This window comes from Micromonospora haikouensis, from assembly GCF_900091595.1.
Lineage (GTDB): Bacteria > Actinomycetota > Actinomycetes > Mycobacteriales > Micromonosporaceae > Micromonospora > Micromonospora haikouensis.
The window spans coordinates 16,336-40,297 of record NZ_FMCW01000012.1 but is presented as its reverse complement, the minus strand read 5'-3'; the positions used below and the strand labels follow the sequence as shown (position 1 = coordinate 40,297).

Here is a 23,962-nt window from a genome sequence, read left to right as displayed (position 1 = left end):
TTCTGGCGGCGGGATCGCCGTGCCCGGCAGGGGTCGTGCCGCCTGTCGGGCTTCCGGCATGCCGTGAGCAAGGTGGAGCGGCTGCACCGCCCTGGACTCGCGGCGGGCCCCATCGACGTTGACCGATCATGTGGTTGCGGGTATGTTGCAGTCCAGTTACGGCAGTTTCCGAAAGTTTCGGAAACGGGCCGTGAATCCGCGCTTCCTTCCAACTTTGCGCATCGTCGATGGATATGCAAAGGAGTGTCATGAAACGTCTACTGAGCAACGGCCGCCGCCGCGCGGTGGTGGCCACCGCCGCCAGCGCGCTGGTGCTGGCCGGTGCGGCGCTGGTGGTGCCCAGCCTGGCCCAGGCCGCCACCACGCTGGGGGCCGCGGCGGCGCAGTCGGGCCGCTACTTCGGCACCGCCATCGCCGGGGGTCGGTTGAACGACTCCACGTACAGCACCATCGCGGCGCGTGAGTTCAACATGATCACGGCCGAGAACGAGATGAAGCCGGACGCGACGGAGCCCAACCAGGGCCAGTTCAACTTCTCGGCCGGCGACCAGATCTACAACTGGGCCACCCAACGTGGCCTGAAGGTCCGGGGGCACACCCTGGCCTGGCACGCCCAGCAGCCGGGCTGGATGCAGCGCCTGAGCGGCAGCGCGCTGCGCACCGCCATGATCAACCACATCAACGGCGTGATGGCCCACTACAAGGGCAAGCTCGCCGCGTGGGACGTGGTCAACGAGGCGTTCAACGAGGACGGCAGCCGCCGCAGCTCCAACCTCCAGGGCACCGGCAACGACTGGATCGAGGTGGCGTTCCGCACCGCCCGGGCCGCCGACCCGTCGGTCAAGCTCTGCTATAACGACTACAACATCGAGAACTGGAGCTACGGCAAGACGCAGGGCGTCTACCGGATGATCCAGGACTTCAAGTCCCGTGGCGTGCCGATCGACTGCGTCGGCCTGCAGACCCACTTCACCGGCGGCAGCTCCCTGCCGAGCAACTTCCAGACCACGCTGTCCAGCTTCGCCGCGCTCGGCGTCGACGTGGCGCTGACCGAGGTCGACGTCACCAACGCCTCCACCACCCAGTACGCCGGCCTCACCCAGGCCTGCCTGAACGTGCCCCGCTGTATCGGCATCACCGTCTGGGGCGTCCGCGACAGCGACTCCTGGCGCTCAGGCGAGAACCCGCTGCTGTTCGACGGCGGGGGCAACAAGAAGGCCGCGTACACCTCGGTCCTCAACGCCCTCAACGCCGCCGGCCCCGGCCCGACCGGCGGCCCGACGTCCACGCCGACCGCCACGCCGACCACGCCGCCGCCGTCCGGCGGTGCCAACCGGATCGTCGGCAGCCAGTCGGGCCGGTGCATCGACGTGCCCAACGTGTCGCAGAACGACGGCACCCGCGTGCAGCTCTACGACTGCCACGGCCAGAGCAACCAGCAGTGGACGTACACCGCGAGCAAGCAACTGACCGTCTACGGCAGCAAGTGCCTGGACGCCAACGGCTCCGGCAACGGCGCGGCTGTCCAGATCTACAGCTGCAACGGCCAGGCCAACCAGCAGTGGAACGTCAACTCCAACGGCACCATCTCGGGTGTCCAGTCCGGCCGCTGCCTCGACGTGTGGGGCACCGGCAACGGGCAGCAGGTCCAGCTCTACGACTGCCACGGGCAGGCCAACCAGCAGTTCCGCCTCGTCGCCAACTAGCGAGGTGCGGTGGCTCACCGCCGTGGCTGATGCCGCGACGGTGAGCCACCGTCGTTTCAGCGCACCACGGCCCGGCGCGTCTCGGGCTCCGGCTGGAAGCAGGCCAGCGCCCACCCCCGGTCGTTCGTGACCACCCACGGGTGCCCGACATAGGTCTGCTGCCGGTACGACTCGCCCGGCCCCAGCGTCCGGTACTGCCGGCGGCGGCCGTCCCAGTCGAGCCAGTACACGACGACCCGCTCGCGCCGGGCGTTGACGAAGTCGACGTACGTCGAGCGACCGCCGCTGGTCGACCGCAGGCGCGACTCCGCAGACGGCGGAAGCGCCTGCAGCTCCGCCGTACCCGCCTGGGTGGGCTGCGGCCGCGGCCCGGTCGTCGCCGGGGCGGGCCGGCTCGTGGTCGCGCGGGTGGTCGGGGTCGGGCCGGTGTCGCGGGGCCGCCCGGTCGACGGGCGGCTCGACGCGGAAGCCTGGGCCGACGACGAGGCCCGGTTCGACAGCGACCCCAACGCCGGCGAGAGGGTGGGGGTGGGCGTCGCGCTGTCGGTGGGCAGGCCCACCCGGATCGGCTCCTGGGCGATCGGCCCCGGCTGGTACGGCTGGTAGGCGTTGAACAACGGAAGCAGCGTGATGACCAGCGTGGCCACCAGCCCGACCGCCACGGAGGTCAGCACGAGGGCCAACTGCGGCCCCTCGCTGCCGTAGGCGCGTCTCGACGGCGCGGACGCCGGCTGGGCGGCCGGTGCCGCCCCCGGCCCCGCCCCGGTCCAGCCGTCCCCGACGGAAAACGCCTGGTAGGGCGCGGACGGCAGAGCCGCGCGCTCCACCGACGGCGGCACCCAGCCGCCGATGCGCAGGCGCGCCGCCGTCCCGGCGCCTTCCCCGGTGCCCCTGGAGATGTCGAGCCTGCGCCGATCGTCGAAATCGTTTGAGTGGGTCATGGCCCCGATCCGCGCACGGTGCCGCTCGAAACAGCGGCACGGAGGACCGAATTATGCGAAATGGGTTCCCCAAGGTCAATGGTTGCCGGGGGGAATTCTGCCCCGGCCGTCCATCGGGCACCCGGGCCGGCGGCATATTCGGGCGCGGGGCGTGCGACGGGGCCCACGCGCCTGCCACGGCCGACCCCTCCGACCTGCGCCGCTCCGGCCCGCCATAGCAGATCCACTGGGCTTTCGGGCGTTGTCCACAGTGCCCCCGGTTGTCCACAGGGAAGCCATCGTGGGCGGCCGGGCCGAGTCCCACCCGGGCACGCTCTCCGGCAGCACCCCCGAGCCCAACTGCTGGAGGCCGCGATGCCACCACCCCGTACCCCGCTCCCACCGCGCCGCCGACTGCCCCTGGTGGTGACCTCGGACGACGGCCTGCTCGACGACCTGCTCCGGCTCGCCGCCGCCGGCGGCACCGAGGTCGAGGTGGCCGCGGACCCGGCCGCCGCCCGGTCCCGGTGGTCACCGGCGCCGCTGGTGCTGGTGGGCGACGACCAGGCCCAGCCCTGCCTGCGGGCGCGGCTGCCGCGCCGGTCGCGCATGGTCCTGGTGGGCCGGACGGGGCAACTGGACCCCGGCTGGGAGATCGCCGAGCTGATCGGTGCCGAACACGTCGCCACGCTGCCGGCCGCCGAGCCGTGGCTGGTGGACCGGTTCGCCGAGTGCGCGCCGGACCGCGCCGGAGACGGCGTGGCCCGGGTGGTCGCGGTGCTCGGCGGCCGGGGCGGCGCCGGAGCCAGCATCCTCGCCGGCGGGTTGGCCGTCACCGCCGCCCGGGCCCGGCTGCGCACCCTCCTCGTCGACGCCGACCCGCTCGGCGGCGGACTCGACCTGGTGCTCGGCTGGGAACAACTGGACGGGCTGCGCTGGCCGGCGCTGACCGACGCCGACGGCCGGGTCGACCCGCCGGCGCTGGTGCGGGCCCTGCCCAGCCGCGGCGACCTGGTGGTGCTCTCCTGGGACCGGGGAGACCCCCTGCCGCTGCCCGCCCCGGCCATGGCGGCCACCCTCGACGCGGCCCGACGCGGGCGCGACTTCGTCGTGGTCGACGTGCCCCGGCACCTCGACGACCCGGCCGTGCTCGCGTTGCAGGCCGCCGACCAGGCGTTCCTCGTCGTGCCGGCCGAGCTGCGGGCCACCGCTGCGGCGGCCCGGGTGGCGGCGGCCGCCACCCCGCACTGCGCCCAACTGTCCGTCGTCGTGCGGGGCCCGGCGCCCGGCCGGCTCAAGGCCGTCGAAGTCGCCCGTGCGCTGGGCCTGCCGTTGGCCGGCACGCTCCGCCCCGAGCCGGGGCTGTGCCGGGGACTGGAGCGCGGGGAGGCCCCCGCCGCCGACGGGCGCGGCCCCCTCGCCGCGCTCTGCCAGCGGATCGTCGGCGAGCTGACCGGCGTCCCGATGCCGGGTGCGGCGTGAACGGCCACGCCGACGGTGAGGAGATCGCCAGCCGGGTGCGGCAGCGCTTCGCCGCCACGGCCGCCCCGGTCACGCCGGCGGCGGTGGTTTCCGCCGTCCGCGCCGAGCCGGCGGCGGCGGTCCTCGGCGACACCGCCGTGCTGCGCATCGCCGGCCGGGTGCACGACGACCTGGTCGGCGCGGGCCCGCTCGCACCCCTGCTCGCCGATCCGGAGGTGACCGACGTTCTCGTAAACGCCAACCGGGTGTGGGTCGACCGGGGCCAGGGCCTGCACCAGGTCGCGGTGCCGATGGGCACCGTCGACGACGTACGCCGCCTGGCGCAGCGCCTCGCCGCCGGAGCAGGCCGTCGCCTCGACGACGGCTCCCCGTATGCCGACGCCCGGCTGCCGGACGGCACCAGGCTGCACGCCGTGCTGCCCCCGGTGGCCACCGACGGGCCCTACCTGTCCCTGCGCACCTTCCGGCAGCGCCCGTTCACCCTGGACGACCTCGTGCGGCAGGGCACCGTGCCCCGGCCGGTCGCCCCGGTGCTCGCCGCCGTGGTGGCCGCCCGGCTCGCGTACCTGGTGGTGGGCGGCACCGGCTCCGGCAAGACGACCCTGCTCAACACCCTGCTCGGGCAGGTCCCCGGCAACGAGCGGATCGTGCTGGTCGAGGACGCCGCCGAGCTGCGCCCCCTGCATCCGCACGTGGTCGGACTGCAGGCCCGCACCTCCAACGTGGAGGGTGCCGGCGCGGTCGGGCTCAGCGACCTGGTGCGGCAGGCGCTCCGGATGCGCCCCGACCGGCTCGTCGTCGGGGAATGCCGGGGCGGGGAGGTCGTCGACCTGCTCGCCGCGCTGAACACCGGCCACGACGGCGGCGCGGGGACGCTGCACGCCAACGCGCCCTCGGACGTCCCGGCCCGGCTGGAGGCGCTCGGCATGCTGGGCGGGCTGCCCCGGGCCGCGCTGCACGCCCAGGTCGCCGCCGCGCTCCAGGTGCTGCTCCAGGTCCGCCGGGGCGCGCGGGGCCGCGTCCTGGAGTCGGTCTGCCTGCTGCTCCCCGACGGCCCGGACCGCCTCGTCACGGTCGTCCCCGCCTGGGTACGCGGCCACGGCCCCGGTCCCGCCGCGCAGGCCCTCGGCGTGTTGCTGCGGGAGCGGGACGTGCCCGTCCCGTCGGTCCTGGGTGAGGCGTGGCGGGGCGGCACCGAACGGGACGGCCGGGCCGGGGCCCCTGCCCGCCACGGGGAGCTCGGGTGACCACGACCGAGTGGCTGGTGGCCGCCCTCCTCGTCGCCGCCGCTGCGGCCGTGGTGTGGCCGATGCGCAGCAGCCGGGCCAGGAGACGCGCGCTGCTCGGGCAACCGCCCCCGCCCCCGGCGGGAGCCGGCTCGCCGGACGCCGGTCGGATCGACCACGGCGACCCGCCACCCCGGCCGGTGCGAGACCCCACGCCGTCCGGTGCCCGCCCGGCCTGGGCCACCGCCGGCCCCTGCACCCCGGGCCCGCCCTCCAGCCGGTCCGGCCCGACGGGTCACCGCCCCTCGCCCGGCCCGACCGGTCACCGCCCCTCGCCCGGCCCGACGGGTCACCGTCCCTCGGTCGGCCCCGCTGGCGCTTCCGGTCCGGCGGAGCCCGGCGGACGGTCCGGCCCGCCCGGTCGGCGTGATCCGCGCAGGCCGGCAGGCGCCCTGCTCCGATCCGAGACGCCGCCCCACCCGGGCCCGCCCACGGTTCCGCCGGGCGACGGGGCGGGCGACGGTGGGCGTGCCCGGCCGTCGGTGGCCGGTCTCCGGTCGCTGCACGTCCCGGCCTGGCTGTCGGCCTCGCCCCGGCGGGCCCCGCTGGTCGGGGGCGTGGCGGGCGCGGCATCCGGTGCCGTACTGGCCGGGCCGGTGGCCGCCGTGGTGGTCGGCGCGTACGGGGCGCTGGCCGTACGTGGTCTGCTCCGCAGGCGGCTGGCCCGGCAGGCGCAGCTCGCGCGGCGGCGCAGCCTGGACCAGCTCTGCGCCCTCGCCGCGGACCTGCGTGCCGGCGTTCCGGTGTTGACGGCCGCCGCCTCGCTGCCCGTCGACCCCGCCGCCGCCGACCGGCTCGGGCGGCTGGCCCGCGCGGCGGTTCAGCTCGCCGACCGGACCGGGGCGCCCCTCGCCGACCTGCTGGAACGCATCGAGGCCGACGCGCGGGCCACCGATCGGGGCCTCGCGGCCGCCGCAGCGCAGGCGGCCGGGAGCCGGGCCACCGCCTGGCTCCTCGCCGCGCTGCCCCTCGGCGGCATCGGGCTGGGGTACGGCGTCGGCGTCGACCCCGTCGCGGTCCTGCTGCACACCCCCGTCGGTGGTGGCTGCGCGGTGCTGGCCGTCGTCCTCCAGCTCGCCGGCCTGTTCTGGGCCGAACGGCTCGGCACGGCACCGGACGGGAGCCGCTGATGTCCCGCCATGCGCTGGCCGCCGGCTGTCTCGCCGTGGCGGCCGTGCTCGCCCTGTCCGTCCGTACGCGGGCCGACCCCGCCCGGCGGCTGCGCGGCCTGAGCCGGCGGAACGAGCCTGCCGGGCGGTCGCGCCCGGCGTGGTGGCCCGACCCGGTACGCCTCGGGGCAGGGCTGGCCGGGGCGGCGGTCCTGATCGTGCTGGGCGGCTGGTCGGGCCTGCTCGGCGGCGCCCTCGCCGCCGTCGCGGCGGACCGGGGACTGCGCCGGATCGAGCCGCGCGTCGCCCGGGAGCGGCGGCTGCGGGAGGCCGCCGACCTGCCCCTCGCCGCTGACCTTCTCGCGTCCGCGATGCGGGCCGGGGCACCCGTCGACCGTTCGGTGCTCGCGGTGGCCGAAGCGCTCGGCGGGCCGCTGGGAGACCGCCTCGGCCGGGTCGGCCGGACCCTGCTCCTCGGCGGCGGCTCCGAGGAGGCGTGGGCGCATCTCGCGCCGGTGCCGGGGGCCGAGCGGCTGGCCGGGGCGGCGCTGCGCTCGTCGAGCAGCGGTGCCGCCCTCGCCGGCGCGCTGACCCGCCTGGCCGACGACCTGCGCGCCGACCGCTCGACCGCCGCCGAGGCGTCCGCCCGCCGGGCCGGTGTCCTCATCGTGCTGCCGCTGGGGCTCTGCTTCCTGCCGGCCTTCATTCTCGCCGGCCTGGTGCCGGTGATCGTCGCCGTCCTCGGCGACGTGCTCTGAGCGCCGTCGGCCGACCGGCCGCGCGGCGACAAGTCGAGAAAGGAACACACATGCGAAAGCTGCTCGTCCGCCTGCGCGGCGACGCCGGCATGAACACCGCCGAGTACGCCGTCGGCACCCTCGCCGCCGTCGCGTTCGCCGGCATCCTGCTCAAGGTGCTGACCTCGGGCAACGTCCAGTCCGCGCTGACCGCCGTGATCGACCGGGCGCTGAAGTGACGCCCCGCCGGCAGGCCGTGCGCGATCGGGGTACGCCGGAGCGGCAGCCAGCATCCGGTCGACGTGGTCGTCGGGCGCGGCGGCGTCGACTCCGGCGGCCCCGGGAGCGTGGGTCGTTCACGGCCGAAATGGCCGCCGGCCTGCCGGCGTTGCTGCTGCTCCTGCTCGCCGGTCTCACCGCCGTCAACGCGGTGGCGACGCAGGCCGGCTGCCTTGGGGCGGCCCGGGAGGCGGCGCTCGCCGCCTCCCGGGGCCAGCCCGGCGTCGCGGCGGGCGAGGCGGCGGCGCCCGCCGGAGCCGACGTCTCGGTCTCGGTGGGCGGCGAAAGGGTCACCGCGTCGGTACGGGCACCCGTGCGCGCCCTCGGCGCTCGGCTGCCCCTCATCACCGTGACCGCTACGGCGGTGGCCGCCGTCGAGCCCGGCGCTCCGGGCCCGCAGCCGTGAGGACCCGCGCAGTCACCCTGGCGCACCGGCCCGCGCAGCGAGCGCTCCGGGCAACGGGCGATCCGGCGGGGCCGAGACGAGCGGGGCGACCGTGGGCCGGTGGTGTGGCGGCGGTCGGGGTGGGGTGGCGGTGAGTCGGCGGTGCGGCGGCGATCGGGGCGGGGCGACCGTGTGTCTGCTGGCCGTCGGGCTGGTGTTCGTGATCGTCGGCGTCTTCGGCGCGGCCGTCGAGGCTGCCCGGGTCGCGCGCCAGCGGGCCGCCGTGGCGGCGGACTTCGCCGCGCTCGCCGCAGCGGCGCAGGCGCTCGCCGGCGGCGAGGTGGCCTGCGCGTCCGCCGACGCCGTCGCGCGGGCCAACGGGGCGCGGCTGGCCGGCTGCCGGCTCGACGGGCTGGATGCCGTGGTGGCGACGGAGGTGACCGTCACGCCGGTGCCCGGCCTCACCCGGGTCGCCATGGCGACCGCCCGCGCCGGCCCGGTCAGGGCATGACGCATCGACGGCGCGGTGCGCGCCCTCAGGGGCAACGGGTGTGCCCCGGCGGCTCTCGCGGGGCGGCGTTCCGCGCGCTTAGGTGGGATGACGAAGATCGCCCGGCTCGTCCCGGCCGGCTCGTCGCCCGAGCCCGGCCCCACCCGTCCGAACCGGTCCCGCGGAGCCCGTCGAACGGAGACGATCATGCACGCACGGCAGGACCCGGATCGACAGCGCCGGCTGGGCTCAGCGTCCCTGACGGGACCCGTCCGGGACGCGGAACCGGCGGCAGCCCACCCGGCCCACGCCGACCTGGGGCCGGAGGCCCTCACGCCGGCCGCGCTGCCGGCGCTCCAGCGCGCCATCGGCAACGCCGAGGTCGGCCGCCTGCTGGCCGGAGGGCAGCCGGTCCAACGGTCGACGGTGCCGGAGGTGCTGCGTTCCGCGGGGACACCGCTCGACGAGACGACCAGGGCCGACATGGAGGCCAGGCTCGGCGCCGACTTCTCCGACGTCCGGCTGCACACCGGCACGGCGGCGGAGCAGTCGGCAGGCGAGATCGGGGCCCGGGCCTACACCTCGGGCAACCACGTGGTGATCGGCCAGGGCGGTGCCGACCGGCACACCCTCGCCCACGAGCTGACCCACGTCGTCCAGCAGCGCCTGGGCGCGGTGGACGGCACGGATCACGGCGACGGGCTGCGGATCAGCGACCCGTCCGACCGGTTCGAGCGGGAGGCCGAGGAGACCGCGGCCAGGGCGCTGTCAGCGGCACCTCCGTCCCCGGCCGCCGAATCGGAGCAGCACGACGCGGACACCGGCGGGCACGAGGTCCCAGCGCCGGCGGTCCAGCGGATGATCGCTGCGGGGGACCCGGCGGACCCCACCCTGCTGGAGTCGAACGATGTCCCCACCTATCCGGCGTTCGCGGGCCTTCCCCAGACGATGATCGCCCAGTTGCAGACGCTGGCCGACGACGACGAGTGGTACCACGTCGAGGAGGCGCTGGCGGTGGTGCGGAACACGTTGACCGGTGGGATCAACGTGGTCAGCCGGGGAGAGGCCAACTTCCTGCGTGACCTCGCGAGCCAGCGCGGTCAGGTGTCGGCCTACGACCCGGACATGACGCCGACGGCGCAATCCACGCTTGCGAGCGTCGGCGTGCCCGCCAACGCGGTGACGCTTCACCAGGCATCCATCACCGCGTTCGGCAACCACGTGCCGCACACCGACATCTTCGTGCCGCACCCGGGGCCGTGGACGAAGCTGGCGCCGCCGAACGACCTCGCTTCCTGCCTCGACGAGGTGATGGGGGCCGCAAGCCATGCCTATGTGCTGACCGACAACGAGCCCGGCCAGGGGTTCGCGCAGAGCGTCATCGACGGCATCAACAGGGTCAACAGCGGCAACGCCAGCGTGCCCGGCTACGTGCCCCTGACCTTCACCGTCAGGGAGTTCAACGTGCCGGAGGGCACCGAGGTCGAGCTCGGAAACCCGGACTTCGACCGGACCCGTGTGCCGCTCCAGACCCGGCACAGCCCCAACTACCGGCTGATCCACATCTCCCGCGCCTGAACGCCGCCGCTGCCGGTGCTTTCCTTGCCGGAGCCGGCCTACCGATCTGCGTGAACGTTGACCGACCTCCTCCTGGCACCTGTGTCAAAGTCGCTCACCCGGCCTCGGCGTAGGCGTAGGTGTAAGCGGGGCGGGCAGGCAGCAAGATCGTGCTCGATCAGGGAATGTGCTGCCTCCTACCCGCAGCGAGGCCCCGCCTTCCGGTCTGCGGTGCTCCTCAGGAAGCCACTGCCCCGACAAGCTTCGAAGCTGCGAGATCTTGGAAGCGCATGGCCCCTCCAGGGGCCGGAATCTTCCAAGATCTCCCTGATTCCCCACCCTCGTCGAGGCCCGGGGCCTAGCCCGGGGTGTCCTCGTCTTCCGCAGGACGGGCGCGGCGGTGGTCGCGGATGTACGCCTCAACGTCTGACCTCAGCCAGACCGAGCCGCCCTGCAGAGTCTGGAACGGGGGCGGGAACTTCGGATGGGCGATGATCTGGCGCAGCCGAGAGCGTCCCACGCCGAGCATTGCCATCATCTCCGCCGGGCCAACGAGCGGCCCCGGTACTTCCGGCTCACCCATGCGAAACAAGGTAGGCATAGGCATGCCTACCCAATTAGGTAGCGCACAATCAGGCCCTGCCAAATTAGGTCTACCAAACTTGACGGGACTGTATGTGGCCTGCCAAAGTTGGCATGTCGTTGCTGTGAGTGGGTGATTGGTGACGCGTCGCCTCCGCCCTTGGTAGAGGCGGAGCCCGGCGGGACGGGGTGCCGCAACAGCCGGAACTCCGGAGGTGGAGATGCGAGAGCGCCGTGAGGTGCCCCGTTCGATCCGATACGAGGAGTACCTGCTGGCCATCGCCCAGACCTTGACGCGTCGGCATCGGCCCATGTGGTCGTGGACCAGGTGGCGGTACGTCTGCAAGTGCGGAAACGAGCTGCCCTGTCGCCAGCGGCACCGTGTCCCGATCAACCGGGGCCACTGGCCGGGTGAGGGGGAGTGACCTCGCGCCGGTCGTCCACGGACACGCTGCCGATCGGTCGCCGGGTCGCGTACTGGCGCTTTCGGCGGCGCATGTCGCAGCAGCAGTTCGCCGACACCATCGGCAAGTCGAAGAGCTGGGTCGACAAGGTCGAGCGGGGTGTCCGCGCGCTGGACAAGCTGTCTACCCTGCAGGATGTCGCCGACGGGCTCCGGGTCGACGTGCGCTTGCTGCTCGGCCGGGACGGTGGGGAGCGGGCACAGATTGGTCTGCTTGACGAGGCCGGCGTCGACGCCCTCCGGGGCGCGCTGGCCCGCTGGGACGCCACCTTCCTCGGTCCTGCCCAGCCGGCGCCGGCCCTCGGCGACCTGCGGAAGGCGGTCAACCACTCCTGGCTGAGTTTCCAGCATGCCCGGTACGCCGAACTGGTCCGGGCGCTGCCGAAGCTGCTGCTCGACGCCCAGCAGTCCCGAAACTCCCACCCCGACGTCCCGGAGAGCGCACGCCACCTGGCCGAGGCGTACCAGATCGTATCGGCGGTGATGCGCAAACTCGGGGTCGACGACCTGGCATGGCTGGCCGCGGACCGGGCCCTGGTGGTCGGCCAGGCCGCCGGCGATCGTCTTCTGACGGGGGCCGCCGCCGTGCAGCTCGGGTACGCGTTGCTGGCCCAGGGGCAGGCCCGGCATGCGATGGAGATCAGCATCGCGGTGGCTTACCAGATCGCGCCGCCGGACCCGCTCGCCAGCCGCGCCGACCACCTCTCCGTCTACGGGACGCTGCTCGTCGTGGCCGCGCGCGGGGCCGCCACCCTCGGGCACGTCGACAGCGTCGACGAACTGCTCGGCCAGGCCGGCGCGGCGGCGGAGGCCGTCGGCGACGGGCAGGACCACTATCGGACGTCGTTCGGTCCCATGGCCGTCGAGTTGGCCCGGGTGGCGGCGATGGTCGACCTCGGCGCGGGCCTCGTCGACTCCGCCGCGCATTGGCGGCTCGTGGCGGGCACCGCGTTCCGAAGGCTGCCGCCGGAGCGCCGGGCGGCCCACCTGCTCGACGCGGCGAACGGGTTCCTGCAGGTCGGTGACCTGACCGGCGCGGCCGAGGCGGTGGTGAGCGCCGACCGGGTGGCGACGGCGGAGGTCCGCATCCGGCCGGTGGGGCATGCGCTGGTGGCGGCCGTCCTACGCCGGTCACCGGCGGCGAGCACCGACGTCCTGCGCCTGGCCGAGCAGATGGGAGTGGTGGTGTGAGCCGGCCCGGCCCCGGCCTCTCGAAGAAGCTCGGGGCCGGGTCCGCCGGGTCAGCGGCCCTGGAGGGCGTCCAGGCCGATCGCCATGGCGATCACGAGCCGCCGGTCGATCTGCGGGTTGTGCACCTCGACGACGTACCGGTCGCGCAGGCCCCACTTCTTGATGACCGAGAACACCGGCTGGCCGCCGGCGGTGAAGTCGAAGTGGTACGGCAGCCAGGACAGCGAGTCGACGAACCGGCGCAGCAGCGCCACCGGCATGCTGCGTTCCTGGCCGGTGATCTGCGGCAGGCCGGCCTGCTCGACGTGCCACGTGGACCGCAGCAGCGACTGGGCGAAGTCCTTGCGGAACAGCCCGATCGGGGTGCCGGCGTGGTCGGTCACGTCGTACGTGGCGCCGAGGTCCAGCCGCTGCCGGGCCTTGAAGCCGAGCAGCGGCTGCTGCTTGCTGTCGTCGGTGTAGATGGTGACCTGTTCCTTGAACGCCAGCCGCTTCTGCTGTGCGAACGCCAGCAGTCCGCCTTCCGAGCCGTCGGGGGCGACGGAGTGGACCTCGTACTGGTTGACCATCATCCGGATTCGCTGCCGGACGTGGAACTGCTGCTGGTGCTGCAAGGTGTCGAGCTGCATGAGATTTCCTCCAAAGGGTCGCCGGAGTCTCGCACAGCCCGCCGACAACCGCCCGGCGGCCGACAACCGCCCGCGAAACCGACACTCGCACAGCCCGCCGGCACCCGCCCCGCCGGCTGACGGCCGCCGGCCCGCTGGCAGCCGTCAGCGCCCGCCGTCGACGGTGGCCTTGAGCGCCCACGCGTTGAGCACCTGGTGGATGCCGCGCAGCCGCTCGTTGATCTGTTCCAGCCGCTCCGCCTGGGCGAGCGTGGCCATGGCGGCACCGAGGGCGATCTGCTGGTCGGGGGTGAGGTGTTCCTGGTCGATGGTGTAGAGCAGGTCGACGGTCTCGGCGATGGTGTCGGCCACGACTCCTCCTCCGGCGGCTGGAAACGGCGATCTCAGGGTAGTGGGGCGGGTGCCTGACATGGAAGCGCTCCCATGCATCAATGCCCACTAGGCCTTTCGGTCATGCACGCCTTCCGATACCGGCCCGTCCGGCACGCCGGCTATTCGGAGCGCCGGTCACCCTGCCGGGGCAGCGCGGCCCCCGGCGCGGGCAGGTTGGCCAGCACCACGTCGAGCACCCGGAGGGCGCCCGGCTTGGACAGCGGGTTGTTGCCGTTGCCGCACTTCGGGGACTGGACGCAGGACGGGCACCCCGCCTCGCAGCCGCACTCGGCGATCGCGTCGCGGGTGGCCCGCAGCCACTGTGCGGCCGTGCCGTACGCCCGCTCGGCGAAACCCGCCCCGCCGGGGTGCCCGTCGTAGACGAAGACGGTGGGGGCCTCGGTGTCCGGGTGCAGCGCCGTCGACAGCCCGCCGATGTCCCACCGGTCGCAGGTGGCCATCAGCGGCAGCAGCCCGATGGCGGCGTGCTCGGCGGCGTGCAGCGCCCCGGGCACGTCCGCCGGCTCGACCCCGGCCGCCGCCAGCGACTCCGGGGAGAGGGTGAACCAGACGGCGACGGTGCGCAGCTCGCGGGCCGGCAGGTCCAGCGGGCGGGTGTCGATGACCTCGCCGGAGGAGATCCGGCGTCGCTGGTACGACACGACCTGGCTGGTCACGTCCACCTCGCCGAGGAAGAGCCCGACGGGCCCGGCGTCGACGTACGAGCGGACCGACGCCACGGTGAGGGAGGTGATGTCCCGGGCGTGGGTGGACCAGTCGGGCTCCTCCGGGTGCACCAGCGCGCACCCGTCGTCGAGGTCCAGCGAGTCGACCACGTAGGACACGCCCTGGTGCAGGTGGACCGCGCCGGCGTGGACGAGGAAGTGGGCCGATCCGCCGTCGACGGTGCCGAGCAGCCGCCCGGTGGCCGCCTCGACCACGCAGACCGGGGCGCCGCCCTCGCCGCGCAGGTCCACGTCGGGGCGCTCCCGGTGCCGCCAGTACCAGCCGGTCGGCCGCTGCCGCAGCGCGCCCGCCGCGACGAGCGAGTCGACGGCCTCCTTCGCGCCGTCGCCGAAGAGGTCCAGGTCGGCGGGGGTGAGCGGGGCCTCGGCCGCCGCGCAGGCGAGCTGCGGGGCGAGCACGTACGGGTTGGCCGGGTCGAGCACGGTGGCCTCGACGGGGCGGCCGAACAGGGCCTCCGGGTGGTGCACGAGGTAGGTGTCCAGCGGGTCGTCCCGGGCGACGAGCACGGCGAGCGCCTCGTCGCCGGAGCGCCCCGCCCGCCCGGCCTGCTGCCACAGCGACGCCCGGGTGCCCGGCCAGCCGCAGATCAGCACGGCGTCGAGGCCGACCAGGTCGACGCCGAGTTCCAGGGCGTTGGTCGAGGCGAGCCCGAGCAGGTCGCCGTGCAGCAGGGCGCGTTCCAGCTCGCGCCGCTCCTCGCGCAGGTAGCCGGCCCGGTAGGCGGCCACCCGGTCGCCGAGCCCGGGGACGGCCTCGTCGAGGGCGCGGCGCGCGGTGGCGGCCACCACCTCGGCGCCCTTGCGGGACCGGACGAAGGCGAGGGTGCGCACGCCGGAGGCGACCGCGTCGGCGAGCAGGTCGGCGGTCTCCCGCAGCGCCGACCGGCGCACCGGCGCGAGGTCGCCGGCCCCGCCCGCCTGGCCGCCGGCCCCGGGAGCCTGGTCGCCGGGCAGCAGCGGCGGCTCCCACAGGGCGAAGGTCACCCCGCCGCGCGGCGAGGCGTCGTCGGTGACGGCCGCGACGGGCAGGCCGGTGAGCCGCCCGGCCGCCGTCGCCGGGTCACCCGACGTGGCCGAGGCCAGCAGGAACACGGGGGTACGCCCGAAGCGCGCGCACTGGCGGCGCAGCCGGCGCAGCACGTGCGCGACGTGGGAGCCGAACACGCCCCGGTAGGTGTGGCACTCGTCGACGACCACGTACGCCAGCCGGCGCAGGAACCCCGACCAGTGGGCGTGCCCGGGTAGGACGCCGTGGTGCAGCATGTCGGGGTTGGTCAGCACGAACCGGGAGTGCCGGCGGATCCACTCCCGCTCGGCGCGCGGGGTGTCCCCGTCGTAGGTGGCGGGGCGTACCCCGTCGAGTTCCAGGCTGGCGACGGCGCGCAGCTGGTCGGCGGCGAGCGCCTTGGTCGGCGCGAGGTAGAGCACGGTGGCCCGGGGGTCGGCGAGCAGGGTGGCCAGCGCGGGAAGCTGGTACGCCAGGGACTTGCCGGACGCCGTGCCGGTGGCGACGACGACGTGCGTGCCCGCGTACGCCAGGTCGGCGGCCTCGGCCTGGTGCCGCCACGGCGCGACGACGCCGCGGCGGGCGAACGCCGCGCGCAGTTCCTCGGGGGTCCACTGCGGCCACGGTGCCTGTTCGCCGGGCCGGGCCGGCACCCGCTCGACGTGGGTGACCGGGTCGGCGTCGCCGCCGGTGCGCGCGCGCAGCCGACGCAGCAGCTCGGCCGGGGCCGCGCCGGGCGGGCGGTCGGGGCCGTGGCCTGCGGCTACGGTGGCTGCGGGGGGCATGTCTGCACTCTCGCACAAGTGTTCGGAGTTGACCGGCGGGGGTGTGGGTATGGGGGAGCCCTTCGCCGGTGACCTCGCGGACGGCCCCGGCGGGGATGGTTAGATGCCCAGGAGAGTTTACGACTCTTGCGAGGAGGACCGATGGAGCTGTCGCTGGCGACCCGTGCCGTGGGGGAGCACACGGTGCTCGAGGTCGGCGGTGAGGTCGACGTCTACACGGCCCCTCGGCTGCGGGAACGGCTGCTGGAGCTGATCGACGGCGGGGACCGGCACGTCGTGGTGGACCTGGGCCGGGTCGACTTCCTGGACTCCACGGGGCTGGGCGTGCTGGTGGGCGCGCTGAAGCGGCTGCGCGCGGCCGGCGGCAGCTTCGCGCTGGTCTGTGGCAAGGAACCCCTGCTCAAGATCTTCCGGATCACCGCCCTGGATCAGGTCTTCCCGCTGTACCCGACCGTCGACGCGGCGATCGGGGCCGATCCGACCGGCTCCGGCGCCTGATGGCGACGGTCCGGCTCTCCTTCTCGCCGGCCCCGGTGCACGTGCGCACCGCCCGGCTGGTCGGTGTCGCGGTGGCTCGCCGCGCCGGCGTCCGCGAGGACCTGCTCGACGAGGTGCGGCTGGCCATCGGTGAGGCGTGCACCCGGGCGGTGGCGCTGCACCGGCAGTACAACGTGCCGGATCCGGTGCTCGTGGAGATGTCCGACAGCGGTGCGTACGCGGTGCGGGTGGTGGACCGGGCGCCGATCGAGGCGAGCATCGGCCTGGCCGCGCTGGACGCCGACCAGCTCGCCAACGAGTCGCTCAACGAGGACGACCTGACCACCGGCGTGGGCTTCGCGCTGCTGGCCGGTTTCGTCGAGGATCTTCAGGTGCGCCCCGTCGAGGAGGGCGTCGGCACGGAGGTCCGCATGGTATGGCCGGTGGGTCGCTGACTCCCGGATCAACCCCCGCTGATCGCATGGTCAGTCGTCCCGGCTGACTCGGCGCTCAACCCATTGATTGGCTGCTCAGGGCCGCACTCCCGACCGGGAGGGCGGCCCGTTCGTCGTGGTCGGGGCTTATATCAGAATTCTTCTCGTAACACAGCGACGAAGATCATCCGAAGAGGGTGCCCCTCAATGTGACCTCTGGCACTACAGAGGGCTACAGTACGCGGGTTGTCAGCAAGTGATCCTTCCCGCAGCCAGCGGGTATGGGTGTTCATCGCTGGTCCGCTGGAGTGGGTTGGCGCGCTTGCGAGTCCGCATCCAGGCGTCGGTCCGTGCGTCTCCACCGGCCGGCGCGAGTGTTCGGTACAGGAGGACACAGATGTCCGGGACCATGGCCGCCGACGGCGGCGCACTGTCCCTTACCGGAGCCAACCTGACGTACGTCGTCATCGCCGCGGTCATCGCGCTGGTGGCACTCGTCTTCGCCGCCGCCTTGACCAAGGCCGTGCTGGCAGCCGGTAAGGGCACCACCAACATGCAGGAGATCTCCGGAGCGGTGCAGGAGGGGGCCTCGGCCTACCTGTTCCGGCAGTTCAGGACCCTCGCGATCTTCGTGGTGATCGCCGTGGTGCTGCTCTTCCTGCTGCCGGTGCACGACACCGACGGCAGCGAGCTGGCGGTGAAGATCGGCCGGTCCGCCTTCTTCGTGGTGGGCGCCCTGTTCAGCGCGTTCATCGGCGGCGCCGGCATGTGGCTGGCCACCCGCGCGAACCTGCGGGTCGCCGCCGCGGCCCGGGAGGCGACCGGCGGCCGGGAGGGCGCCATGAAGATCGCCTTCCGCACCGGCGGCGTGGTCGGCTTCCTCACCGTCGGTCTCGGCCTGTTCGGCGCGGCGCTGGTCGTCCTGCTGTTCAAGGGCGACGCGCCGACCGTGCTGGAGGGCTTCGGCTTCGGCGCGGCCCTGCTCGCCATGTTCATGCGGGTCGGCGGCGGCATCTTCACCAAGGCCGCCGACGTCGGCGCCGACCTGGTCGGCAAGGTCGAGCAGGGCATCCCCGAGGACGACCCGCGCAACGCCGCCACCATCGCCGACAACGTGGGCGACAACGTCGGCGACTGCGCCGGCATGGCCGCCGACCTCTTCGAGTCGTACGCCGTCACCCTCGTCGCCGCGCTGATCCTCGGCCGCGCCGCGTTCGGCAACGACGGTCTCGTCCTCCCGCTGATCATCTCCACGATCGGCGTGCTGGTGGCGATCGTCGGCGTCTTCATCACCCGGCTGCGCGCCTCCGACCGCAACGGTCTCACCGCGATCAACCGGGCGTTCTACCTCTCCGCCCTGTTCTCCGCGGTGCTGGTGGCGGTCGCCTCCTTCGTCTACCTCAAGCCGACCTGGGCCGACCTGCTCGGGCCGGAGTGGCGGGCCAGCCTCGGCGTCGACGGCGGCGACCCGCCGCTGGGCCCGCGCGGCGTGACCATCGCCGCCGTGATCATCGGCATCGTGCTGGCCGCCGCGATCCAGGCCCTCACCGGCTACTTCACCGAGACCAACCGCCGCCCGGTGCAGGACATCGGCAAGAGCTCGCAGACCGGCCCGGCGACCGTCATCCTCGCCGGCATCAGCGTCGGCCTGGAGTCGGCCGTCTACTCGGCGCTGCTGATCGGCGCGGGCGTCTTCGGCGCGTTCCTGCTGGGCGGCGGCTCCATCACGCTGTCGCTGTTCGCGGTGGCGCTGGCCGGCACCGGCCTGCTCACCACCGTCGGCGTGATCGTCGCGATGGACACCTTCGGCCCGATCTCCGACAACGCGCAGGGCGTGGCCGAGATGTCCGGCGACATCGACGAGAACGGCGCCCGGATCCTCACCGAACTGGACGCGGTCGGCAACACCACCAAGGCGATCACCAAGGGCATCGCGATCGCCACCGCCGTCCTCGCGGCGACGGCGCTGTTCGGCTCGTACACCGACACGCTGCGCACGGCGTACTCGGACGCGGGCGTCGGCGACGTCGGCGCGGAGATCCTCAACTCGCTGAACGTGGCGAACCCGCGCAACCTCGTCGGCCTGATCATCGGCGCGGCCGTGGTGTTCCTCTTCTCCGGGCTGGCCATCAACGCGGTGTCCCGCTCGGCGGGCGCGGTGGTGATGGAGGTGCGCCGGCAGTTCCGCGAGCTGCCCGGGATCATGGACCGCACCCAGCGCCCCGAGTACGGCAAGGTCGTCGACATCTGCACCCGGGACGCGCAGCGCGAGCTGATGACCCCCGGCCTGCTCGCCATCCTCGCCCCGATCGCCGTCGGCTTCGGCCTCGGGCCGGGCGCGCTGGCGGCGTACCTGGCCGGGGCGATCGGCGCCGGCACCCTGATGGCGGTCTTCCTGTCCAACTCCGGCGGCGCGTGGGACAACGCCAAGAAGCTCGTCGAGGACGGCGCGTTCGGCGGCAAGGGCTCCGACTCGCACGCCGCCACGGTCATCGGCGACACCGTCGGCGACCCGTTCAAGGACACCGCCGGCCCGGCGATCAACCCGCTGATCAAGGTGATGAACCTGGTCTCGCTGCTGATCGCGCCGGCCGTCGTGGCGTGGAGCGTCGGCGACGACCGCAACGTCGGCCTCCGCGTCGGCATCGCGGTGGTGGCCACGCTGATCGTCGTGGCGGCGGTGGTGTTCAGCAAGCGCAAGGGCATCGCGATGGGCGACTCCGACGACAGCGGCACCGGCGCCGGCAGCGCCGACCAGCGGCCGGAGACGGTCAACGCCTGAGCGGTGACACAGCGGGTTCCCGGCCGGTCCACCACCGCCGGCCGGGAACCCGCACACCCCGTGGCGGGCCCGGGGCGGCAAACCGACCCGTGGCACAACGGCGCTGAGGCCGTACGCTGCAACGCATGCGCACGTGCCGGGCGGCGACCGCCGGAAAGCTGACGGCGGTCCTCGCCACGCTGGTCCTGGCGCTGGCCGCGTGCGGCGGCGGCCCCAGCCCCCGGGCGTGGGCGGCGTCGGTCTGCGAGGCGCTCACCCCGTGGCGGGCCGAGATCAACAAGCTGACCAGCAGCACCCAGCAGCAGATGACCGCGCAGACCACCCCGGCGCAGGCGAAGGAGAACCTGGTGCGGCTCTTTGCCGGCGCGGAGGACGCCAGCGAGACCGCCCGCCGCAAGATCGACCAGGCCGGCGTCCCCGAGACCGAGAACGGCGAGGAGGTCTCGGCCCGCTTCCAGGCGTCCCTGGGCAAGGTGCGCGACGCGTACGGCCGGGCCCGGGACACCATCGACGGGCTCGGCACCGGCGAGGCCACCGCCTTCTACGACGGGGTGCGCACGGCCGTGGAGACCCTCAACAAGGAGTACGACGCCAGCGCGCTGGACACCAGCCGGCTCGACTCCGAAGAACTCAGGCAGGCCTTCGACGAGGTCCCGGAGTGCCGCTGACGTCCCCCGACCGACCACCCGACCCGGTGCGGCAGCTCTCCCTGTTCGGCGCCGAGGCGGCGGACCCGTCCGTCGCCGACCTGGCCGGGCTGCTCGCCGGGCCCGGTGAGGTGTCCCGGATGGGCGGCACCGCCCGGCTGTCGATCGTGCTGGACGCCGCCTGGCGGGTGCACGTGCTCGTCGCCGAGCTGTCCCGGCGCGGCGTCGCCGCGACCTGGGAGGCGACCGCCGACGGGCGGCACCTCGTGCGCACCTCGTACGCGAGCACCCTCGCGCCGCTCGCGTTGGCCTGGCTGCGCGACCCGCCGTCGTCCGTCGCCCCGCCCTCGTCCGTCGAGCCGGCGTCCTGCGTCGAGTCTGCGGGTGAGGTGAAACGGCCGCCCGCGGGGTTCCACCTCAACGGCCGCCGGCTGCGGCTCTGGGTCGCCGCCGCCGGGGCGGCCGACCCGCCCGGGTTCCTGCTCCGCCTCGGCGCGGCGGACGAGCACTGCCGGGAACCGGTCGGCGCGGCCCTGGCCGCCGTCGGCCTGCCGGCGGTGCTGCTCGACGCGCAGGCGGGCGGGCCGGCGTACCGGATCACGGGCCGCCGCCGGCTGGCCCGCCTCGCCGACCTCATCGGCGACCGCCCGCCCGCCGCCGCCGACTGGCCCGCCGCGCCCTGAGCCGGGTGCCGCGGCACGTCCTGGGCCGGGCGGGGCGTCGCCGGTCGGCCTCCTCCGGGTGTCCGATCAAGGACACTCCGGCCGTCCGACGGCGGCGGCGGAGCGGCTGGTCGGACCTCCACCGAGAGGCGGCGTCGTCACAGTGGCCCGCCCGAGGGCCTACCCACGGTGTACGGTGGCGCCGTCCGGCAAGACCGTCGCCGGTGCCCGGGGAAGCGGCGTGGGCGGTTTGCCGCCCGCGAAACCCGGAACGCGGACGGCGCGTTACGTTGGACATCCGGACCGCCGGCGGTTCCGGCGGACCGCGGGTGGTCCGCGCCCCGGATCGGCCGGCCACGAGCAGGAGTGAGGTCGCAGGAGACGTGCCGAGCAACGCCAGGACCACCCGTCTGGTCATCGTCGAGTCACCGGCGAAGGCCAAGACGATCTCGGGCTATCTCGGCCCGGGGTACGTCGTGGAGGCCAGCTTCGGTCACGTCCGCGACCTGCCGCGCAACGCCGCCGACGTGCCCGCCAAGTACAAGGGCGAGCCGTGGGCCCGGCTCGGGGTGGACGTCGACAACGGCTTCCACGCCCTCTACGTGGTCTCGCCCGACCGCCGCCAGCAGATCAGCAAGCTGGTCAAGCTGGCCAAGGAGGTCGACGAGATCTTCCTGGCCACCGACGAGGACCGCGAGGGCGAGGCGATCGCCTGGCACCTGGTGGAGACGCTGAAGCCCAAGGTGCCGGTCAAGCGGATGGTCTTCCACGAGATCACCAAGCCGGCGATCCAGGCGGCGGTGGCCAACCCCCGCGAGATCGACCGGGACCTGGTCGACGCCCAGGAGGCCCGGCGCATCCTCGACCGGCTCTACGGCTACGAGGTCTCCCCGGTGCTGTGGAAGAAGGTCATGCCGAAGCTCTCGGCGGGCCGGGTGCAGTCCGTGGCGACCCGGATCGTGGTCGAGCGGGAGCGGCAGCGGATGGCCTTCCGCACCGCCGAATACTGGGACATCCTGGCCACCCTCGCCGTGGCGAAGCCGGGCGAGGGGCCGCGCACCTTCAACGCCACCCTCGTCGCGCTGAACGGCGACCGGATCGCCACCGGCAAGGACTTCGAGCCGACCACCGGCCGGGTGCGGCCCGGCGCGGGCGTCGTGCACCTCGACGAGGGCGGCGCGCGCGGCCTGGCTGCCCGCCTGCAGGGGCGGCCGTTCACGGTCACCCGGGTCGAGGAGAAGCCCTACCGCCGCCGCCCGTACGCGCCGTTCATCACCTCCACCCTCCAGCAGGAGGCGGCCCGCAAGCTGCGGTTCTCGTCGCAGCAGACGATGCGCACCGCGCAGCGGCTCTACGAGAACGGCTACATCACCTACATGCGTACCGACTCGGTGAACCTGTCGGAGACCGCCATCGCGGCGGCCCGCCGGCAGATCGTCGAGCTGTACGGCGAGCGCAGCGTGCCGCCGGAGCCGCGCCGCTACACCGGCAAGGTGAAGAACGCGCAGGAGGCGCACGAGGCGATCCGCCCGGCGGGCGACAACTTCCGCACCCCGGGCGAGGTGGCCCGGGAGCTGTCCGGCGACGAGTTCAAGCTCTACGAGCTGATCTGGCGGCGCACCATCGCCTCCCAGATGACCGACGCGGTCGGCTCCAGCGTCTCGGTGCGGATCCGGGCCGTCTCCTCCGCCAGCGAGGAGGCCGACTTCGGCGCGACCGGCAAGACGATCACCGACCCGGGCTTCCTGCGCGCGTACGTCGAGTCGTCCGACGACGAGAACGCCGAGGCCGAGGACGCCGAGCGCCGGCTGCCCAACCTGGTCAAGGACCAGCCGCTGACCGCCGACGCGCTGGCCGCCCAGGGCCACCACACCCAGCCGCCGTCGCGCTACACGGAGGCGTCGCTGGTCAAGGCCCTGGAGGAGCTGGGCATCGGCCGCCCCTCCACCTACGCGTCGATCATGCAGACGATCCAGGACCGGGGGTACGTCAGCAAGCGCGGCCAGGCGCTCATCCCGTCGTTCCTGGCGTTCGCGGTGATCGGCCTGCTGGAGCGGCACTACCCCCGCCTGGTCGACTACAACTTCACCGCCAGCATGGAGAACGAGCTGGACGAGATCGCCGGTGGCGACCACGCCGCCGTCGACTTCCTCACCGCGTTCTACTTCGGCAGCGCCAACGGGGCCGGCGACCAGACCATCGCCCACGCCGGCGGGCTGAAGAAGCTGGTCACGGAGAACCTCAGCGAGATCGACGCGCGCAGCGTCAACTCGATCCCCCTGCACACCGACGACGAGGGCCGCGAGGTCGTCGTCCGGGTGGGGCGCTACGGGCCGTACCTCCAGCGGGGCGTGCCCGGCGAGGAGCCGGCGGCCCACGGGGAGGGCGAGGAGGGCGGTGCCCAGGGCGACCGGGCGCCGATCCCCGAGGGGCTGGCCCCCGACGAGCTGACCCCGGAGAAGGTGCACGAGTTGTTCCTCGGCGGGGGCGGCGAGCGCAAGCTCGGCGACGACCCGTCGACCGGCGAGCCGATCCTGCTCAAGTCCGGCCGGTTCGGCCCGTACGTGGCCAGCGGCGAGCGCAAGTCGTCGCTGCTGCGCACGCAGTCGCCGGACTCGCTCACCCTCGACGAGGCGCTGAAGCTGCTCAGCCTGCCCCGGCTGGTCGGGGTGGCCCCCGACGGCGTGGAGGTCTTCGCCAACAACGGCCGCTACGGCCCGTACGTCAAGCAGGGCGACGAGTTCCGCTCGCTGGACTCGGAAGACAAGATGTTCACCGTCACGCTGGACGAGGCGCTGGCCCTGCTGGCCGCCCCGAAGACCCGCCAGCGTCGGACCGCCGCGCCGCCGCTGCGGGAGATGGGCAACGACCCGCTCACCGAGAAGCCGCTGGTGATCAAGGACGGCCGGTTCGGCCCGTACGTGACGGACGGCGAGTTCAACGCGTCCCTGCGGCGGGGGCAGACCCCGGAGGCGCTGACCGTCGAGGAAGCCTCCGAGATGCTCGCCGAGAAGCGCGCGAAGGGCCCGGCCCCGAAGAAGAAGGCGGCGGCGAAGAAGGCCCCGGCCGCGAAGAAGACGACGGCGAAGAAGACGACGGCCGCGAAGAAGACCACCGCCGCCACGAAGACGACGGCGGCTGCGAAGTCCACGGCGGCTGCGAAGTCCACGGCGACCAAGAAGGCGACCCCGGCCAAGAAGGCGACACCCCCCAAGAAGGCCACCACCTGAACAAG

21 protein-coding genes are annotated in these 23,962 nt (G+C 74.0%); 16 read left to right on the top strand and 5 right to left on the bottom strand.

The window, feature by feature from the left end:
- The first annotated feature begins 248 nt into the window (after window positions 1–248).
- Window positions 249–1,706, top strand: a complete 1,458-nt coding sequence (locus tag GA0070558_RS13835; protein ID WP_176734209.1) for an endo-1,4-beta-xylanase — start codon at window positions 249–251, stop codon at window positions 1,704–1,706.
- A 56-nt stretch (window positions 1,707–1,762) separates the two neighbouring features.
- Here the strand turns inward: GA0070558_RS13835 and GA0070558_RS33840 are convergent, their stop codons facing one another.
- The gene (locus GA0070558_RS33840) at window positions 1,763–2,647 is read right to left on the bottom strand and encodes a VHL beta domain-containing protein (protein ID WP_091279421.1); all 885 of its coding nucleotides are present in this window, start codon (window positions 2,645–2,647) and stop codon (window positions 1,763–1,765) included.
- Window positions 2,648–3,052: 405 nt separating this feature from the next.
- Here GA0070558_RS33840 and ssd point away from each other — a divergent pair, with 405 nt between their 5' ends.
- The 8 genes from ssd to GA0070558_RS13790 all read left to right on the top strand — a co-directional run bounded on the left by ssd (window position 3,053) and on the right by GA0070558_RS13790 (window position 9,972).
- Entirely contained in the window at window positions 3,053–4,108 is a 1,056-nt protein-coding gene (gene ssd, locus GA0070558_RS13825; RefSeq protein WP_176734214.1) for a septum site-determining protein Ssd, read from the top strand.
- The gene (locus GA0070558_RS13820; RefSeq protein WP_091279414.1) at window positions 4,105–5,355 is read left to right on the top strand and encodes a TadA family conjugal transfer-associated ATPase; all 1,251 of its coding nucleotides are present in this window, start codon (window positions 4,105–4,107) and stop codon (window positions 5,353–5,355) included. Before ssd ends, GA0070558_RS13820 begins: the two co-directional genes overlap by 4 nt.
- On the top strand, window positions 5,352–6,524 hold the full coding sequence (locus tag GA0070558_RS13815; protein ID WP_439709597.1) for a type II secretion system F family protein: 1,173 nt from the start codon (window positions 5,352–5,354) through the stop codon (window positions 6,522–6,524). Before GA0070558_RS13820 ends, GA0070558_RS13815 begins: the two co-directional genes overlap by 4 nt.
- The gene (locus GA0070558_RS13810; protein WP_091279411.1) at window positions 6,524–7,261 is read left to right on the top strand and encodes a type II secretion system F family protein; all 738 of its coding nucleotides are present in this window, start codon (window positions 6,524–6,526) and stop codon (window positions 7,259–7,261) included. The genes GA0070558_RS13815 and GA0070558_RS13810 overlap by 1 nt, the downstream gene beginning before the upstream one ends.
- 50 nt (window positions 7,262–7,311) lie before the next feature.
- Window positions 7,312–7,479, top strand: coding sequence for a DUF4244 domain-containing protein (locus GA0070558_RS13805; RefSeq protein WP_077935702.1), 168 nt, complete (start codon window positions 7,312–7,314; stop codon window positions 7,477–7,479).
- Window positions 7,480–7,607: 128 nt separating this feature from the next.
- Complete coding sequence (locus tag GA0070558_RS13800; protein ID WP_043961485.1) at window positions 7,608–7,925, top strand: TadE family type IV pilus minor pilin; 318 nt, start codon at window positions 7,608–7,610, stop codon at window positions 7,923–7,925.
- A 91-nt stretch (window positions 7,926–8,016) separates the two neighbouring features.
- On the top strand, window positions 8,017–8,415 hold the full coding sequence (locus GA0070558_RS13795) for an Rv3654c family TadE-like protein (protein WP_091279409.1): 399 nt from the start codon (window positions 8,017–8,019) through the stop codon (window positions 8,413–8,415).
- A 186-nt stretch (window positions 8,416–8,601) separates the two neighbouring features.
- Complete coding sequence (locus tag GA0070558_RS13790) at window positions 8,602–9,972, top strand: eCIS core domain-containing protein (protein ID WP_091279777.1); 1,371 nt, start codon at window positions 8,602–8,604, stop codon at window positions 9,970–9,972.
- 337 nt (window positions 9,973–10,309) lie between these two features.
- Here the strand turns inward: GA0070558_RS13790 and GA0070558_RS13785 are convergent, their stop codons facing one another.
- Window positions 10,310–10,534, bottom strand: coding sequence for a helix-turn-helix transcriptional regulator (locus tag GA0070558_RS13785; RefSeq protein WP_091279774.1), 225 nt, complete (start codon window positions 10,532–10,534; stop codon window positions 10,310–10,312).
- A gap of 420 nt (window positions 10,535–10,954) precedes the next feature.
- Here GA0070558_RS13785 and GA0070558_RS13775 point away from each other — a divergent pair, with 420 nt between their 5' ends.
- Window positions 10,955–12,187, top strand: a complete 1,233-nt coding sequence (locus tag GA0070558_RS13775; RefSeq protein WP_256091922.1) for a helix-turn-helix domain-containing protein — start codon at window positions 10,955–10,957, stop codon at window positions 12,185–12,187.
- A gap of 50 nt (window positions 12,188–12,237) precedes the next feature.
- Here GA0070558_RS13775 and GA0070558_RS13770 read toward each other — a convergent pair whose 3' ends face one another.
- The 3 genes from GA0070558_RS13770 to GA0070558_RS13760 form a co-directional block, all read right to left on the bottom strand.
- Window positions 12,238–12,816: an LURP-one-related family protein gene (locus tag GA0070558_RS13770; RefSeq protein WP_077935705.1), complete on the bottom strand. Its 579-nt coding sequence runs from the start codon at window positions 12,814–12,816 to the stop codon at window positions 12,238–12,240.
- Between the two features lie 144 nt (window positions 12,817–12,960).
- Complete coding sequence (locus GA0070558_RS13765; RefSeq protein WP_043961488.1) at window positions 12,961–13,167, bottom strand: hypothetical protein; 207 nt, start codon at window positions 13,165–13,167, stop codon at window positions 12,961–12,963.
- A 140-nt stretch (window positions 13,168–13,307) separates the two neighbouring features.
- The gene (locus GA0070558_RS13760; RefSeq protein WP_091279405.1) at window positions 13,308–15,725 is read right to left on the bottom strand and encodes a DEAD/DEAH box helicase; all 2,418 of its coding nucleotides are present in this window, start codon (window positions 15,723–15,725) and stop codon (window positions 13,308–13,310) included.
- A 141-nt stretch (window positions 15,726–15,866) separates the two neighbouring features.
- Here GA0070558_RS13760 and GA0070558_RS13755 point away from each other — a divergent pair, with 141 nt between their 5' ends.
- The 6 genes from GA0070558_RS13755 (at window position 15,867) to topA (ending at window position 23,957) form a co-directional block, all read left to right on the top strand.
- Entirely contained in the window at window positions 15,867–16,223 is a 357-nt protein-coding gene (locus GA0070558_RS13755) for an STAS domain-containing protein (RefSeq protein ID WP_043961490.1), read from the top strand.
- Window positions 16,223–16,657 (top strand): ATP-binding protein, encoded by a 435-nt coding sequence (locus tag GA0070558_RS13750; RefSeq protein WP_043961491.1) that lies wholly within the window; start codon window positions 16,223–16,225, stop codon window positions 16,655–16,657. Before GA0070558_RS13755 ends, GA0070558_RS13750 begins: the two co-directional genes overlap by 1 nt.
- Window positions 16,658–17,033: 376 nt before the next feature.
- Window positions 17,034–19,418 (top strand): sodium-translocating pyrophosphatase, encoded by a 2,385-nt coding sequence (locus tag GA0070558_RS13745; RefSeq protein ID WP_091279403.1) that lies wholly within the window; start codon window positions 17,034–17,036, stop codon window positions 19,416–19,418.
- A 125-nt stretch (window positions 19,419–19,543) separates the two neighbouring features.
- Window positions 19,544–20,086 (top strand): hypothetical protein, encoded by a 543-nt coding sequence (locus GA0070558_RS13740; RefSeq protein ID WP_077935708.1) that lies wholly within the window; start codon window positions 19,544–19,546, stop codon window positions 20,084–20,086.
- A complete protein-coding gene (locus GA0070558_RS13735; RefSeq protein WP_091279400.1) occupies window positions 20,077–20,748 on the top strand; it encodes a hypothetical protein in 672 nt (223 codons plus the stop codon). The genes GA0070558_RS13740 and GA0070558_RS13735 overlap by 10 nt, the downstream gene beginning before the upstream one ends.
- 362 nt (window positions 20,749–21,110) lie before the next feature.
- Window positions 21,111–23,957, top strand: coding sequence for a type I DNA topoisomerase (gene topA, locus GA0070558_RS13730; protein WP_091279397.1), 2,847 nt, complete (start codon window positions 21,111–21,113; stop codon window positions 23,955–23,957).
- Window positions 23,958–23,962: the final 5 nt, after the last annotated feature.

Bases quoted from the DNA above. Each gene is read 5' to 3' on its own strand.
- GA0070558_RS13835 (WP_176734209.1), top strand. From the start codon at position 249: ATGAAACGTCTACTGAGCAACGGCCGCCGCCGCGCGGTGGTGGCCACC.
- GA0070558_RS33840 (WP_091279421.1), bottom strand. From the start codon at position 2,647: ATGACCCACTCAAACGATTTCGACGATCGGCGCAGGCTCGACATCTCC.
- GA0070558_RS13810 (WP_091279411.1), top strand. From the start codon at position 6,524: ATGTCCCGCCATGCGCTGGCCGCCGGCTGTCTCGCCGTGGCGGCCGTG.
- GA0070558_RS13805 (WP_077935702.1), top strand. From the start codon at position 7,312: ATGCGAAAGCTGCTCGTCCGCCTGCGCGGCGACGCCGGCATGAACACC.
- GA0070558_RS13800 (WP_043961485.1), top strand. From the start codon at position 7,608: ATGGCCGCCGGCCTGCCGGCGTTGCTGCTGCTCCTGCTCGCCGGTCTC.
- GA0070558_RS13790 (WP_091279777.1), top strand. From the start codon at position 8,602: ATGCACGCACGGCAGGACCCGGATCGACAGCGCCGGCTGGGCTCAGCG.
- GA0070558_RS13785 (WP_091279774.1), bottom strand. From the start codon at position 10,534: ATGGGTGAGCCGGAAGTACCGGGGCCGCTCGTTGGCCCGGCGGAGATG.
- GA0070558_RS13770 (WP_077935705.1), bottom strand. From the start codon at position 12,816: ATGCAGCTCGACACCTTGCAGCACCAGCAGCAGTTCCACGTCCGGCAG.
- GA0070558_RS13760 (WP_091279405.1), bottom strand. From the start codon at position 15,725: ATGCCCCCCGCAGCCACCGTAGCCGCAGGCCACGGCCCCGACCGCCCG.
- GA0070558_RS13755 (WP_043961490.1), top strand. From the start codon at position 15,867: ATGGAGCTGTCGCTGGCGACCCGTGCCGTGGGGGAGCACACGGTGCTC.
- GA0070558_RS13750 (WP_043961491.1), top strand. From the start codon at position 16,223: ATGGCGACGGTCCGGCTCTCCTTCTCGCCGGCCCCGGTGCACGTGCGC.
- GA0070558_RS13745 (WP_091279403.1), top strand. From the start codon at position 17,034: ATGTCCGGGACCATGGCCGCCGACGGCGGCGCACTGTCCCTTACCGGA.
- GA0070558_RS13740 (WP_077935708.1), top strand. From the start codon at position 19,544: ATGCGCACGTGCCGGGCGGCGACCGCCGGAAAGCTGACGGCGGTCCTC.